Origin of the sequence: [Lactobacillus] rogosae (assembly GCA_900112995.1) — a bacterium.
In the GTDB taxonomy this organism is placed as follows: Bacteria; Bacillota; Clostridia; order Lachnospirales; family Lachnospiraceae; genus Lachnospira; species Lachnospira rogosae.
The window spans coordinates 126,830-142,061 of the sequence record FONU01000004.1; the positions used below are offsets into that span (position 1 = coordinate 126,830).

Below are 15,232 nucleotides of genomic sequence, written 5' to 3' on the forward strand. Positions count from 1 at the left end.
CCTTAAAAAACTTGTTATTTATACTTTTTTAATATTCTGACATTCCGCTTTCTTAGGTTATATATATTTCCTGTTATATAAAAGTAAATTCCTGCCAGTACCTTATAGCACCCGACAGGAATTCACCTTTAACTTTGGTATGAATTTAGTTCCACATAAGATTTCTGAACTTTTGTTTGAATTTTTTACTACATATTAGTTCTGTTCCCTCTCTTAATATTATCGAATTAACCGTCATACTACTCACATTCATACAATTAACTATCTCCGACTCATTAATGTACTCAAACCCATATTTCCCCAATAAATTATATACATCCTTCATCTTCCCATAAAATCTATCACTGGCATTATTCGTATGAATCATAATAATTCTGTTGGCACAGCTTATATAGTTGATTTCATCAATTCTGATGCGTACTACTTTAATGCTATTACCATATATTAATACTCTGGTATCCTCATTAAGAACCATCTTATATGTGTTCATATTCCGTCCCTCTCCTTATCTTTAGTGATGCGGTGAAATCGGAACTGCCATATATAATTTTATTACAATTCATATATGACGTAAACAGCCTTATATGCAATATTTATCTTATGCAAATGTATACAAGGTAAGCCACATATGATACAAGCATAACTGCACCATGCCAGTTGACAAGCTTTTTCTTTGACCACGCGAATATCCATACAACCACACTCATAACAACAAGAATAGCAATGTCGATAAGATTTTCTGTTACAAATGCTACAGGACTTATTGCCCCAGCAACACCCAATACAAGAAGAATATTAAAAATGTTAGAGCCGATGACATTTCCCAATGCCATATCCACTTCATTCTTCTTAGCCGCAACGATTGATGTAACAAGCTCTGGAAGACTTGTTCCTAGTGCAACTATTGTAAGTCCGATAAGATTCTGGCTTATACCAAATCCAGTTGCAATTGTGGAAGCTCCATCAACAACAAAATCACCACCGAACTTAATAGCTACTGCTCCACCAATAATGTATACAATACACTGCCATACTGGAAGAATTTTTATCTCTTCATCAACCTCTTCTTCAAGTTCTTTATTAAGTGCCTCGTTACGTGCATTTTTAGCTGATACAATCATCAAGCAAAGGTAAACTGCGAATATTACAAGAAATACTATTCCGTCAATTCTTCCAAGTGTCATTCCAACAGCACCAAGTGCCGCAAGAAGAATGGCACATATGATAGAAAATGGAAATTCTTTCTTTAAAGTATCTTTTGATACCGCCAATGGTGTAAATAATGCACATACACCACACACAACCATAAGGTTAAATATATTAGAACCTATTACATTACTTACAGCTAAAGCATTATTATTGTTAAGTGAAGCTGTAACACTAACTGCACATTCTGGCAGACTTGTACCCATAGCTACAATTGTAAGTCCGATTATCATTGAAGGTACTTTTAATCTTTTCGCAACTGACGAACTTCCGTCAACAAAGAAATCTGCTCCCTTTATAAGAAGCACAAAACCTATAATAAGCAGTAATAATGCCAATAACATTTCTTTCATATATTAATCCTCATTTCTTACTTAATTATAATATTATAACTAAAGTATTCCCAAACCGTCAAGTAATATCTTAATTCCTATAAGAATAAGAATAATCCCTCCACAAAGTTCTGCTTTAGACTGATATTTATCACCAAATATACTTCCAATTTTAACACCTGCCGCTGAACAGACAAATGTAATACAGCCTATAAATAATACCGCTGGAAGAATGGCAACCTTAAGGAATGCTAATGACACGCCTACTGCAAGTGCATCAATACTTGTTGCAATTGCAAGTAATAACATACTCTTAAATCCCATATCATTGCTGACATTTTCTTCTTCCCCTAATGACTCCTTAATCATATTACCACCAATTGCAAGAAGAAGTGCAAATGCAACCCAGTGTGAATATCTGGTAACCATATCGGCAAACAGACTTCCGAGATAATAGCCAATAAGCGGCATCAATGCCTGAAATCCACCAAACCACGCACCGGCAATGCACATATGCTTAGGCTTTATCTTTCCAAGCGACAAGCCCTTACATATAGATACAGCAAAAGCATCCATTGAAAGTCCTACTGCCAGTATAAATAATTCAACAATACTCATTTCTTAATTGTCCTCATTTCTATATTTTATCTGTTGCTCCAAGAAAGATTATAACCAATTGTCATATCATATATAATAATTGATGTTTTAACGAAAACGAATTCCAGTTATATAAAAAAGACCCGCAGACAGTACTGATACTGTCCACGAGTCTCATCATTTAAAGTAATACCGGGCTTATAAGCCATTATGTCGATATAACTGCATATATAAATATGCCGATTACTCCCTCTAGGAATTAGCTTATTGATAATTTATCATCAATAGTCTGATTTTGCAATGTTTTTTTTCGCATACATATTTATCAGAGTTATAAAATTCCAGCAATAATATATGTAATTAATGCCGCAATCCATGCTACAACACACTGAATAACTACAACATATGCTGCCCATTTACCTCCAAGTTCTTTTTTAACTGAGGCAATTGCCGCAACACAAGGTGTATACAAAAGGCAGAACACAAGAAATGACATTGCACCCGCAGCTGATATAACAGATACCATCTCTATCGTACTTCCAAATAGAATTGATATCGTAGATACTACACTTTCCTTTGCCATTACGCCTGTAAGTATAGCTGTTACAAGTCTCCAGTCCCCAAATCCTAATGGTTTAAACAACGGAGTAATCATACCTGCTAATACAGCAAGTATACTCTGTCTTGAATCTGCCACAACGTTAAGTCTTATATCAAAATTCTGCATAAACCATATAAGTATTGTTGCAATAAATATAATAGAAAATGCTTTCTGTAAGAAATCCTTTGCCTTTTCCCATAACAAATGTACCACATTCTTAGCACCAGGCATTCTGTAATTAGGAAGCTCCATAACAAATGGAACTGGTTCTCCCTTAAATAATGTCTTTTTAAATATAAACGCCATAATTATTCCAACAATAATTCCTATAAAATACATACCTATCATAACAAGCGCTGCATAATGTGGGAAAAATGCTGCTGAGAAAAAGGCATATATAGGTACTTTTGCTGAACAACTCATAAATGGTGTTAAAAGAACTGTCATCCTACGGTCTCTTTCAGATGAAAGTGTACGGCTTGCCATAACTCCTGGAACACTACATCCAAAACCAATTAACATAGGCACTATACTTCTTCCTGATAATCCAAGTTTACGTAAGAGCTTATCCATAATAAATGCGACTCTTGCCATATAACCGCTATCTTCAAGAATTGATAAAAAGAAGAATAATGTTACGATTATCGGAAGAAAGCTTAATACACTACCAACCCCATTGAATATTCCATCTATGATAAGTGCATGCAATACCGAATTAACATTCATTGCTGTCAGAAGATTATCAACCCCATTTGTAACAAATGTAATTAAAATATCAAGTACATTGGAGAGTGCCGCACCTATAACATTAAATGTAAGATAAAACACAAGTCCCATAATTGCTATAAACATTGGGATACCTGTATATTTACCAGTAAGAAGCTTATCAATCTTCTGGCTTCGTATTCTTTCCTTACTTTCTCTTGGCTTTACAACCGTATTCTTACAGACATCTTCAATATAAGCAAATCTCATATCTGCTATAGCTGAGGCTCTATCCATTCCACATTCTTCTTCCATCTGTACTATAATGTGTTCAATCATTTCTTTTTCATTCTGCTCAAGTTCAAGATGCTTAAGTACAAGTGAATCCCCCTCAACAACCTTGGAGGCTGCAAATCTTTCAGGGTATCCTGCTTTGTCTGCATGGTCACTTATAAGCGACATAATGCCATGTATACATCTATGAACCGCACTGTCCTTGGAACAAAAATCTGATATCTGTGGTTTTTCCTGATATTTTGCAACGTGAATGGCATGACTTACCAGTTCTTCTATGCCCTCACCTTTAGCCGCTGATATTGGTATAACCGGAACTCCAAGCAATTCCTCAATTGCGTTAATTCTTACAGAACCTCCATTGACTCTTACCTCATCCATCATATTAAGTGCAATTACCATAGGAATTCCTAATTCCATAAGCTGCATTGACAGATAAAGGTTTCTTTCAATATTAGTAGCATCTAATATATTAATAATACCTTTAGGTTTGTCCATAAGCAGAAATTCCCTTGTTACTATTTCTTCACTGCTATATGGTGACATTGAATATATTCCTGGCAAATCTGTTATAAGTGTATCAGGATAACCTTTTATAACTCCGTCTTTTCTATCAACTGTAACACCTGGAAAATTACCTATATGCTGATTGGAGCCTGTTAATACATTAAAAAGGGTTGTTTTTCCACAATTCTGGTTGCCTACAAGTGCAAATGTCAGCTTTTCATCATCTGGAAGAGGATTTTCATTTTCCTTATCGTGATACCTGCCTCCTTCACCAAATCCCGGATGTTCCTTTACTATACTATTCATTTTAACATTTTCCACAGCTTTATTATCAATACAATAAGGCTCACTTACCTCTATCTGTTCTGCATCTGAAAGTCTTATGGTAAGCTCATAGCTATGAATTCTTAATTCAACAGGGTCACCCATAGGAGCATATTTTATAACTGTAACTTCTGCACCCTGAATAAGTCCCATATCCAGAAAATGTTGTCTTAATGCACCATCTCCACCTACTTTTAATATTGTAGCACTTTTACCTGCTGGCAAATCTTTTATTGTCACAATCGTACCTCCTGTTATATATTCGAAATGTATCTTATTCGGCTAAATATTATCTTTAACTTGTTAAATTTGTATTATCCTGTCTGCTTATTATGTCACTTCTATGCGTAATTCCTGTTATTCTGTCATATAGCATATTTCTTGTGCTGCTAAACAGACACAATAATAAATCAAATGCCATATATATTGTAATTAAAATACATATCACACATCCTGCTGTAACTGCCCATAATTTTACCCCTTCAAGTTCAATCGCCATACGATAAAAGTTATACGCATATAGTAATGAGGGTACACTTATTGTATATATTATAAAATATCTTATAAACAGCTTATACATTTTTATATGTGGAACTTTATTAATATTAAGAACAGTATCTTTGCAGTCTATAAGACGTATATTAACCAGTGCCTTGCCTATTGTCCGCCCTCTTGTAAGCTTTGTCACAAGTGTGAACACAATAACGATATACAGCGATAAAATAACTACATATCTCACATCATATACCGAACCCAGCACCATTTTCCTGGTAATTATATGCTCGTGCCAAAGCAACAGCATAGCCGCCAGCACTGGAATCATTATAATTACCATATCAATTATCCACGCAACACCTCTCCTGAATTCAGATACAATCTGCCCTCTCTTATATGCAGCCTCATCAAGTCTATCCCTTTTCGGAAGCATAAACACTATAAGCGGTGTGCATACATAACCTAATACTCCACCTAATGTATTACATATAAGGTCATCAACCTCAAAATACCTATATGGATATCTGTATATTCCATACAGTCCTGAAATCTGTGTCAATTCAAAGAACAGGCTGTACCCAAATGAAAATATAAGCACCTGCCACCAGGGTCTTTTAAAATAATATCTAAGATATACTCCAAACGGAAATAACAGCAGTATATTAAATGCAGCCTGCCAGAAATCAAAACATTTAAACAGGTTAACATATGTAGATGGCTGTGACAAAGTGACATTGGCTGTAGCTATAATTCTCCTTATTGCATCAAACGGAACAAGCAGGACACTCGCAGTATCTGGTGTAACCGAGCTTCTTGGAGGAAGTGGAAGCACTGTCATAAAATATGATGTCAGCATATAGAATATAAATGTATATACAATCCCCGTTCTAAGTATAAGGATTGAACCATATTTGTGATACTCATATAATATGTAAGGTATTGTAAATATTACAGCAAGTATAGGAAACACATAGCAGGCTGATATTATTGGTTTTAAATATACTTCCATTAACTGACTCCTTGTTATCTTATTAAATATGCTTTAGTAATTATCAAATATCCGAATAAGTTTAACACGCATATTGGCTCTTATCAATATTTTTTATCAATAACCGGTGTAAAGTGAAATTTATAAAAATTTGTTGTAAATTAGATAATTCACAGTTGACAGTATCTCTATGCAATGAGAGAATACTAACTGAAACAGAATTATAATCACAACATATTATTAATTCTAAGAAAAAATAAAGTGAACGGATATAAGAATTTTACAGATTTTTTATACATATATTTATGATACAATATCCGTATCCGATTGGAGGAATAATGTTAGAGATTTTAAAAGCGATACTTTTTGGTATTGTCGAAGGTATCACTGAATGGCTTCCTATAAGCAGCACAGGACATATGATACTTTTAAATGAAATTATGCCATTAAAAGTATCTGATGCATTCTATAGTATGTTTGAGGTAGTTATCCAGCTTGGTGCTATTATGGCAGTTGTTATACTATTCTGGAACAAGTTATGGCCATTTGGAAAGAACAATAATAAAGAACCACTCTCATCTGAGGGTGCAGGTGCTTATATCAAGTGTGATATATTCAAGCTCTGGTTTCACATTCTTGTTTCGTGCATACCTGCCGCAATTATTGGCGTATTATTTGATGAAAAGCTTGAAGAACTCTTCTATAACTACACAACTGTAGCCATTATGCTTATAATCTTTGGTATTGCATTTATTATTGTAGAGACTATGCACCACGGCAAGAAAGCCAAGGTGAGAACTATTGAAGGCATTGATTACAAGCTTGCTGCATATATAGGTCTTTTCCAGCTTATCGCTGCTATATTCCCTGGAACATCACGTTCTGGTGCAACTATTGTTGGCGCTTTGATTCTTGGTGTTTCAAGAACTGTTGCCGCTGAGTATACATTTTTCCTTGCAGTACCCGTTATGTTCGGAGCTAGCCTTCTTAAGGGTGTTAAGTTCCTTCTTCATAACTCAATGACTTCACAGGAAGGAATAATTCTCCTTGTTGGTATGCTTGTAGCTTTCGTTGTATCTCTTTTCGTTATCAGATTTCTTATGGGATACATTAAGAAACACGATTTCAAGGTGTTCGGCTGGTACAGAATTGTACTTGGTATAATCGTGCTGATATGCGGATTAGTTGGCGTTATTGGATAATCAGACGCTTATAATACTTATTATATAATTTCAATTAATAAAATCTGGATTTTATGATCAACTCACATAACGGTATGTTAATCGTAAAACCCAGATTTTTTTATTTACAGTCCTATATTATATCTATACTTTTTTAACATATTACTTCTTTAATCTTCATATTCACCCTGTAAATATACCATATCTTGTATAAAGAATATAAAGCACGATTATCTGAATAACAAGTATAACTGGTACACCCAGTGTGAATTTAATATGCCTTGTCTTATGTCTTATTGTATACATAGCAAGTAGTGCCGCTGGAGAACCACCTATAACTGCTAAGAATATAAGCGTCTTTTCAGGTATTCTCCAAAGATGATGTACTGCTTTATATTTATCCAGTGCATATATAACAAATGTTATTATATTGATTAAAATAAGCCATTCTATAAATGTATCTCTCATAGCTTAAGATGCTTCTGCCTCCTCAAACTGTGAGTTATAAAGGTCAGCATAGAAACCACCCTTAGCAAGTAATTCTTCGTGATTGCCCTGCTCTACGATATCTCCTTCTTTCATAACAAGTATAATATCAGCATCCTTTATAGTTGATAATCTGTGGGCAATTACGAAGCTCGTTCTGCCCTTCATAAGATTATCCATAGCATTCTGTATCTGAATCTCTGTTCTTGTATCTACAGAACTTGTCGCCTCATCAAGGATAAGGATTGGGTTGTCAGCAAGAATAGCTCTTGCAATAGTAAGAAGCTGCTTCTGTCCCTGTGACACATTACTTGCATCCTCATTAAGTTCCATATTATATCCACCCGGAAGAGTCTCTATAAAATGATGTGCGTGTGCTGCCTTAGCCGCAGCGATTACTTCTTCATCAGTAGCATCAAGCTTTCCATATCTGATATTTTCCATAATAGTATCTTTATAAAGCCATGTATCCTGAAGAACCATTCCAAATGCATCTCTTAATTCACGTCTGTTAAAGTCCTTGATATTATGTCCGTCAATAAGGATTTCTCCTGAATTAACATCATAAAATCTCATAAGAAGCTTAACCATTGTAGTCTTACCTGCACCAGTTGGACCAACGATAGCAACCTTCTGTCCTGGCTTAACATTGGCACAGAAATCCTTAATAATAATCTGGTCTTCCTTATATCCGAACTTAACGTGCTTAAACTCAACTTCACCTCTGATATTATCTGTAGGTACTGGATTGGCAGCTATCTGTTCTTCTTCCTCTTCTTCAAGGAATTCAAATACTCTCTCAGAAGCTGCTGCCATAGACTGTACTTGATTAATAACCTGTGCAATCTGTGTTATTGGCTGTGTGAAGTTCTTAACATACTGTATAAATGCCTGAATATCACCAATTGTGATAACTCCATTGATAGCAAGCATACCACCTGAAAGTGCAACACCTGCATAACCAAGGTTACCAACAAACATCATAATAGGCTGCATCATTCCTGAGAAGAACTGTGACTTCCAGGCTGATGAATATAATACAGCATTAGTCTTGTCAAATGTATCCACCATATCCTTCTCTTTATTGAACGACTTAACAACCATATGTCCGCCATATGTTTCTTCTATCTGTCCATTAATATGTCCAAGATATTCCTGCTGTGTCTTAAAGTAACTCTGTGACTTCTTAACAACAAATGATACAAGACCAACGGATATTGGAAGAATAACTATCGCAATAATTGTCATAAGTGGTGAAATGCTTAACATCATTACAAGAACACCTATCATTGTAGCAACTGATGTAATAATTGTTGTTATACTCTGGTTAAGACCCATTCCTAATGTATCAACATCGTTAGTTATTCTTGAAAGAACTTCTCCGTATGTCCTGCTCTCAAAATACTTCATAGGCATACGGTTAATCTTCTCTGATATCTCTTTACGAAGTCTGTAGCACACCTTCTGTGAAACACCTGTCATTATCCAGCCCTGAATAAAGCTGAATATTGCACTGCACACATACAGACAGAGTACAATTATAAGAATTCTTCCAATATATGAGAAATCAATTCCACCAGTTCCTGTAATCTTTTTCATAAGGCCTTCTGAAAGACCTGTTGTTGCCTTACCTAATACCTTAGGTCCTATTACTGTAAATACTGTAGAAGCCGCCGCCATAATCATAACTGCCAATATAGCAATCTTATATCTGCCAATATACTGCATAAGCTTGCTTATTGAGCCTTTAAAATTCTTGGCTTTTTCTGCAGGAGCCATACCGCCTCCTGGACCTCTTCGTCTTGGAGTCTGCTTATATGAGTTATTATCTGCCATAATTATGCTTCCTCCTTTCCGTCAATTCCCAGTTCCTTAGCTGACATCTGAGATTTGGCTATCTGCTGGTATACCTCACAATTCTTCAGAAGTTCCTCGTGAGTACCCTTTCCTACTATCTTACCTTCATCCATAACCAAAATCTGGTCCGCGTGAAGTATTGTGCTTATTCTCTGTGCAACTATGATAACTGTACTGTCTGTAACCTTAGAAGCAAGTGCCTTTCTAAGTGCCGCATCTGTCTTTAAATCGAGTGCTGAAAAGCTGTCATCAAATATAAATATCTTAGGATTCTTAGCAATAGCCCTTGCAATTGAAAGTCTTTGCTTCTGTCCACCAGATACATTAGTTCCACCCTGTGCGATTGGACTTTCATATTTTGCTGACTTAGTTTCAATAAATTCAGTTGCCTGTGCAATCTCAGCTGCTTCCTTTACTATATCCATGGAAGCCTCTGGTGCACCGAATTTGATATTAGACTCAATAGTACCTGAGAATAATATTCCCTTCTGTGGTACATAACCAAGTTCATCTCTTAATTCCTTCATTGAGATATTCTTGATATTCTCACCATCAAGAGTTATTGAACCTTCTGTTGCATCATAAAGTCTTGGAATAAGATTAACAAGTGTAGACTTTCCACATCCTGTACTTCCTATAATAGCTGTTGTCTTCCCCGGTTCAGCCACAAAATTGATATCTTCAAGAGCATTTTCATTAGCACCCGGATACTTAAAGTTAACGTGGTCAAATACTAAAAGTCCTTTAGGATTGCTTATACTCTTAGGTGACTCTGCATCTGTTATTGATGACTTTGTATTAATAACTTCATCTATACGGTCTGCTGCTACAATCGCTCTTGGAAGCATAATTGACAACATTGTAAGCATAAGGAATGACATTACAATCTGCATAGCATATGTAATAAATGCTGTCATTGAACCTACCTGCATAACACCGCTGTCAATTCTGTGAGCTGCTACCCATACAATACCTACTGAGAGACAGTTCATTATAAGCATCATAACCGGCATCATAAATGTCATTACCCTGTTAGTAAAAAGCATTGTCTTTGTAAGCTCTTTATTAGCCTTATCAAATCTTTCTTCTTCCTTCTTCTCTCTACCGAATGCACGGATAACAGAAAGACCTGTAAGTATCTCTCTTGATACAAGATTGACATTATCAACAAGCTTCTGCATAAGCTTGAACTTAGGCATTGCAACTGCCATAAGTAAAAGTACAAAGCCAATAATTACAAGAACTGCAAGGGCTATTATCCATTCCATTCCAGCACCTGTTGACATTACCTTTATAACTCCACCGATACCAATAATAGGTGCATAAAGAACCATTCTTAATATAAGAACACATACGAGCTGTATCTGCTGTACATCATTAGTTGTACGTGTGATAAGTGAAGCTGTTGAGAACTTATCAAGCTCTGCATTAGAAAAGCTCATTACATTCTTATATACTTTTCCTCTTAAATCACGTCCAACTCCAGCACCAACCCTTGATGCAAAGAATGCAACACATACAGTACATACCGCAATAAGAAGTGCCATTCCTACCATCTTAGCACCAGATATCCAAAGGTATCTTTTCTGTATGGCCTTCATATCCATTCCAGCCTTTGCATCCATTGACTTAGCGTAAGCCTTTCCCATTGAAGATATAAGGGTTGAACCCATTGTATCAAATGTTGACTGGAATTCATCTCTCATAGATATAAACGTATCTTTAGACATTGCACCATTATCATACATTACCTTAAATATAATTCTCATATCTACACATTCTGTTGGAACTTCATTACCATCAGCATCTTCAATATCCTTAGTAAATGTTTCAAGTTCCACACCCATTCTCTTTCCAAGGTCTGCAACTGAAACGTTCTCAAGTTCAGATACATCAACGCCCATCTGTGCCGCCATCTGCTGTTTGAACTGTGTGACTGTAACTGATGACATCTGATTATTAATAATCAGTGCCATAGCAAGTGTATCATCATATTCATCTAACCTTTTATCATTATTTTCTGTACGGACATATAAGTCATCCTGTTCCTCAAAACATTTCTCCCATATGCTTATCTCTTCGTCCGTCATAAACATCTTCGCTATATCATATTCATCTTTAGTAATCTTCTCTGGAATACTATGTCCTATACCACCATTCTGGATACCAACATCAATAATATTCGATGTGTACTGTGGAAGTGCAAGATCACAATTCGCCTGCAACACAAGTAACAACAGAATAATTATTATTGATTTCCAGTATGGGGCAATACTTTTCAATATTCTGCTCATAATTCTTCCTTTCTATTAAACTCTTCATAAACTATATCTCTTCAAATCAGGCAATAACATAAAGTAGTCTGCCACGATATTTTCTTATCTTATCATTATTGAGAAAATATGTAAATTAAGGAAATAAGAAACATTTATTAATACTTTATAAACATTGTATACAATTTTAACCAATCTATGTATTGCCCTGTATTATCAAGTATGATATTATACGCGTGAGCGTTATTCGGATGAAAATGTATCAGCTGCCAGTAATTATTATCACCTGTAATCATTGGTATTTATAGTTTATAATTATTGGATTATTTATTTAATTATTTCAAGGAAGTTTTTTAATGGTAGAAGAAAGAATTGATGTGCGACCTCAATTGGCGTGTAACAAGATTTTATTCTGAACTTTTACTTTTAAATATGCTGAATTAATATTCTGATTTCATTTTGATTGATATACAATATAGTATATCAATTTATACCAGTCTGTATATCTACATTATTTATGTACTTACACTAATATGAGATATTTTGGTATCTGTATACACTTATTCGTGTTTATCCCATCTGTCATAACGCTACAATTAAAAATGTCTGAAAGACAGGATTGCCGTTTTATCAGACGAAAAGGAGATTTTATGAATAACAACCAGACAAGTGCAGTTAATAATACTGCCAACAAAACTTTTACAACCAAATATATGGTTGAACTTGCCGCTATGATAGCAATTATTATCATTATGGCTTTTACACCACTTGGATACATTAAACTTCCAGGTCTTACTATCACATTTTTGACAATTCCAGTAGCTGTTGGTGCTATAATTCTTGGTCCTGTTGGTGGACTTATATGTGGTCTTACTTTCGGACTTACAAGCCTCTATCAGGCAGTAACTGGCGGCTCTGTATTTACATTTGCATTATTTAATATCAGCCCTGTATTCACTATTATTCTTACAGTTGTTCCAAGAACACTTGAGGGACTTCTTACAGGACTTATATTCAAGGGACTTCATAATATCCGCAGTGTACAGAAGGTATCTTACTACATCGCAAGCCTTGCCTGCCCACTTCTTAACACACTGCTCTTTATGAGTACACTTGTTGCACTTTTCTATAGAACTGATTTTATTCAGACTTATGTAACTAAATTCGCTGCAAGCAATCCATTTACTTTCGTTATCGCATTTGTCGGAACACAGGGTGCAATTGAAGCTGTTGTATGCTTTGTTGTCGCAAGTATTCTTTCAAGAACACTTTATGCTGTACTTGTAAAAAATGCTTAAAACTATATAAACCAAGGGAGTTATAGGAATAATATTCCTATAACTCCCTTATTACATATGTATTCTTTCCATTAATCTTAGCATCATACATTGCATTATCTGCTTCTTTTAACAGCTTGGCATAATCAAAGCTTCCACCTATCGCAGTTACAATACCTATACTACAAGGAACAGACATATTCTTTAGCAAATCGCCTCTTTTATAGCCCTTGTTAAGAATATCATAGACCTTCTTTACTTTCCTATCAAGTTCCTCTTTACTTATATCCCCTTCATAACCAAATACAAATTCATCTCCGCCATTTCGTCCAACTTCACCTTTAAAATTATCCTTTAATGTATTGGCAACAAATTTGATTACATTATCGCCTTCCTGATGTCCATAATTAGTATTGTAATCTTTAAAATCATCAATATCAAGAAATCCAACACTTATACGCACTTTTTTATCAGTTGCACTCTGAACCATAGCAAGCATTTTCTGCTCAATCGCTTTTTTATTATTAATTCCAGTAAGTGGATCACACTCAGCAAGTTCTCTTAAATGTCTTTGCCTTTCCTTTTCCTGAATATTCTCATCTTCTATATGTGTGAGAAGTCCATTAATTTCATCGGAAAGCTGGTTCATCTCAACACTATTTGATTTAGGCAGTCTCTTTGAATAATCCTGTGTAGCCTTGATATCATTAAACACATTCATTATCTGTTCTATTGGTGCTAATACATTCTTTGTAATAAATATCTGCACAATAAATATAGCAAGGACAAAGAATACAAACGCAAGACATAACATAACTGTGTATGACCTGCCTGTCTGCCTCTGTGCACTCAGATTCTCAGTAAGTCTCATTCCCCAATTAGTGTTATCAACATCAGAATAATAAGTTACATAACTATCACCCCTGTATTTATAATATATTTTACCAACCGGGTTACTGTTATGGTCAACCTCATCCCAGGCTTTCTGGAAACTGTTACGTTCAGAGCTGTCAGTCACAAAATGTGAAAGACTTTTCTTCTGTTTTGTATCACCTGCCTCATAACTTTCACTTGAGGCTACTACCCTGAAATCCTTGTCCAATATAGATATACTTGCAACAAACACTCCATATTTCTTTCGTTCCTTCAACACATTGTTAATATACTCTAAATCAACTTTACCTGCATCATAAGGACTTGGCTCTCCTACACTTTCTTTGATTGCCGCCTGTGTCATAGCATAATTAGCAACCATCTCCATTTCGGACTTCCTGTCCTCACAGAAATTCTTAATATTAATTCTCTGATTCTCACTCACCGTCGCAAGATTGCACTCTGTCATATCGTCAATCTTCCTATTCGTCTGGTAAATTGAAAATCCACCAAAAATGCTTAGTGGAAGCAGGATAAACAAAAGTAATATTCCTAATATTCTGTTCTTTAATTTCATCATCATTGGTATCACCCCTTAACACTGGTTAATAACCAGACAGACATATTATCATTACTTTCAATATACCCTTGACAGATGATAAAATCAATTAATTTGTTATTTTTCAAGCTCACGGGAAAGATTTACCATCTCAATAGCACCCTCTGCACATTCAAATCCCTTATTACCTGCCTTTGTTCCTGCTCTCTCAATTGCCTGTTCAATTGTATCTGTAGTAAGCACTCCGAACATCACTGGAATATCTGTATTAAGTGATACATTAGCTATTCCTTTAGAAACCTCCGCACAAACATAATCATAATGGCTTGTAGCTCCTCTTATAACTGCACCAAGACATATCACTGCATCATATTTTCCGCTCTTTGCCATTTTAGAAGCAATAAGTGGTATTTCAAATGCACCAGGAACCCACGCAAGGTCTATATTGTCATCGCTTACTCCGTGTCTTATAAGTCCGTCCTGTGCACCTGCAACCAGCTTTGATACAATAAATTCATTAAATCTTGCCGCTACAATACCTACTCTTGTTCCATTGTCTACTAATTTTCCTTCTAATACTCTCATAACTATTAATCTCCTCGTCTTTTTAATTTAATTTCATTACAATTTTCATAAATCATCAATACTGCTATATGTCGGATTTTTTCAACTTTCAA

General features: G+C 35.2%; 12 protein-coding genes. 2 read left to right on the forward strand and 10 right to left on the reverse strand.

Translation table 11 applies throughout. The annotated features are described in order from the left end of the window. Positions 1-145 precede the first annotated feature (145 nt). The 5 genes from BM157_RS01420 to BM157_RS01440 form a co-directional block, all read right to left on the reverse strand. Entirely contained in the window at positions 146-490 is a 345-nt protein-coding gene (locus tag BM157_RS01420) for a LytTR family DNA-binding domain-containing protein (protein ID WP_022501850.1), read from the reverse strand. A gap of 103 nt (positions 491-593) precedes the next feature. After that, complete coding sequence (locus BM157_RS01425; RefSeq protein WP_022501851.1) at positions 594-1,559, reverse strand: calcium/sodium antiporter; 966 nt, start codon at positions 1,557-1,559, stop codon at positions 594-596. Positions 1,560-1,598: 39 nt separating this feature from the next. Further along, complete coding sequence (locus tag BM157_RS01430; protein ID WP_022501852.1) at positions 1,599-2,156, reverse strand: manganese efflux pump MntP; 558 nt, start codon at positions 2,154-2,156, stop codon at positions 1,599-1,601. A gap of 310 nt (positions 2,157-2,466) precedes the next feature. Continuing rightward, positions 2,467-4,806, reverse strand: a complete 2,340-nt coding sequence (feoB, locus tag BM157_RS01435) for a ferrous iron transport protein B (RefSeq protein WP_022501853.1) — start codon at positions 4,804-4,806, stop codon at positions 2,467-2,469. 55 nt (positions 4,807-4,861) lie between these two features. Continuing rightward, positions 4,862-6,070: a VanZ family protein gene (locus tag BM157_RS01440; RefSeq protein ID WP_090139670.1), complete on the reverse strand. Its 1,209-nt coding sequence runs from the start codon at positions 6,068-6,070 to the stop codon at positions 4,862-4,864. 317 nt (positions 6,071-6,387) lie between these two features. On the opposite strand from BM157_RS01440, the gene BM157_RS01445 reads away from it, so the two are divergent. Continuing rightward, the gene (locus BM157_RS01445; RefSeq protein ID WP_090139672.1) at positions 6,388-7,251 is read left to right on the forward strand and encodes an undecaprenyl-diphosphate phosphatase; all 864 of its coding nucleotides are present in this window, start codon (positions 6,388-6,390) and stop codon (positions 7,249-7,251) included. 162 nt (positions 7,252-7,413) lie between these two features. Here BM157_RS01445 and BM157_RS01450 read toward each other — a convergent pair whose 3' ends face one another. From BM157_RS01450 to BM157_RS01460, 3 genes are read right to left on the reverse strand one after another with little or no spacing between them, the layout of a single operon-like run. Continuing rightward, a complete protein-coding gene (locus BM157_RS01450; RefSeq protein WP_090139675.1) occupies positions 7,414-7,698 on the reverse strand; it encodes a DUF1294 domain-containing protein in 285 nt (94 codons plus the stop codon). A 3-nt stretch (positions 7,699-7,701) separates the two neighbouring features. Then, positions 7,702-9,552, reverse strand: a complete 1,851-nt coding sequence (locus BM157_RS01455) for an ABC transporter ATP-binding protein (protein WP_090139677.1) — start codon at positions 9,550-9,552, stop codon at positions 7,702-7,704. A gap of 2 nt (positions 9,553-9,554) precedes the next feature. Further along, positions 9,555-11,867, reverse strand: coding sequence for an ABC transporter ATP-binding protein (locus tag BM157_RS01460; RefSeq protein WP_090139679.1), 2,313 nt, complete (start codon positions 11,865-11,867; stop codon positions 9,555-9,557). Positions 11,868-12,496: 629 nt separating this feature from the next. Between BM157_RS01460 and BM157_RS01465 the strand changes: the two genes are divergently transcribed. Next, positions 12,497-13,144, forward strand: coding sequence for an ECF transporter S component (locus BM157_RS01465; protein WP_055175810.1), 648 nt, complete (start codon positions 12,497-12,499; stop codon positions 13,142-13,144). Between the two features lie 37 nt (positions 13,145-13,181). Here BM157_RS01465 and BM157_RS01470 read toward each other — a convergent pair whose 3' ends face one another. Continuing rightward, positions 13,182-14,579, reverse strand: a complete 1,398-nt coding sequence (locus tag BM157_RS01470) for a sensor domain-containing diguanylate cyclase (RefSeq protein WP_318255727.1) — start codon at positions 14,577-14,579, stop codon at positions 13,182-13,184. 93 nt (positions 14,580-14,672) lie between these two features. Further along, positions 14,673-15,140, reverse strand: coding sequence for a 6,7-dimethyl-8-ribityllumazine synthase (ribH, locus tag BM157_RS01475; protein ID WP_022501861.1), 468 nt, complete (start codon positions 15,138-15,140; stop codon positions 14,673-14,675). Positions 15,141-15,232: the final 92 nt, after the last annotated feature.

Bases quoted from the DNA above. Each gene is read 5' to 3' on its own strand.
- BM157_RS01420 (WP_022501850.1), bottom strand. From the start codon at position 490: ATGAACACATATAAGATGGTTCTTAATGAGGATACCAGAGTATTAATA.
- BM157_RS01425 (WP_022501851.1), bottom strand. From the start codon at position 1,559: ATGAAAGAAATGTTATTGGCATTATTACTGCTTATTATAGGTTTTGTG.
- BM157_RS01430 (WP_022501852.1), bottom strand. From the start codon at position 2,156: ATGAGTATTGTTGAATTATTTATACTGGCAGTAGGACTTTCAATGGAT.
- BM157_RS01440 (WP_090139670.1), bottom strand. From the start codon at position 6,070: ATGGAAGTATATTTAAAACCAATAATATCAGCCTGCTATGTGTTTCCT.
- BM157_RS01445 (WP_090139672.1), top strand. From the start codon at position 6,388: ATGTTAGAGATTTTAAAAGCGATACTTTTTGGTATTGTCGAAGGTATC.
- BM157_RS01450 (WP_090139675.1), bottom strand. From the start codon at position 7,698: ATGAGAGATACATTTATAGAATGGCTTATTTTAATCAATATAATAACA.
- BM157_RS01455 (WP_090139677.1), bottom strand. From the start codon at position 9,552: ATGGCAGATAATAACTCATATAAGCAGACTCCAAGACGAAGAGGTCCA.
- BM157_RS01460 (WP_090139679.1), bottom strand. From the start codon at position 11,867: ATGAGCAGAATATTGAAAAGTATTGCCCCATACTGGAAATCAATAATA.
- BM157_RS01465 (WP_055175810.1), top strand. From the start codon at position 12,497: ATGAATAACAACCAGACAAGTGCAGTTAATAATACTGCCAACAAAACT.
- BM157_RS01470 (WP_318255727.1), bottom strand. From the start codon at position 14,579: ATGATGATGAAATTAAAGAACAGAATATTAGGAATATTACTTTTGTTT.
- ribH (WP_022501861.1), bottom strand. From the start codon at position 15,140: ATGAGAGTATTAGAAGGAAAATTAGTAGACAATGGAACAAGAGTAGGT.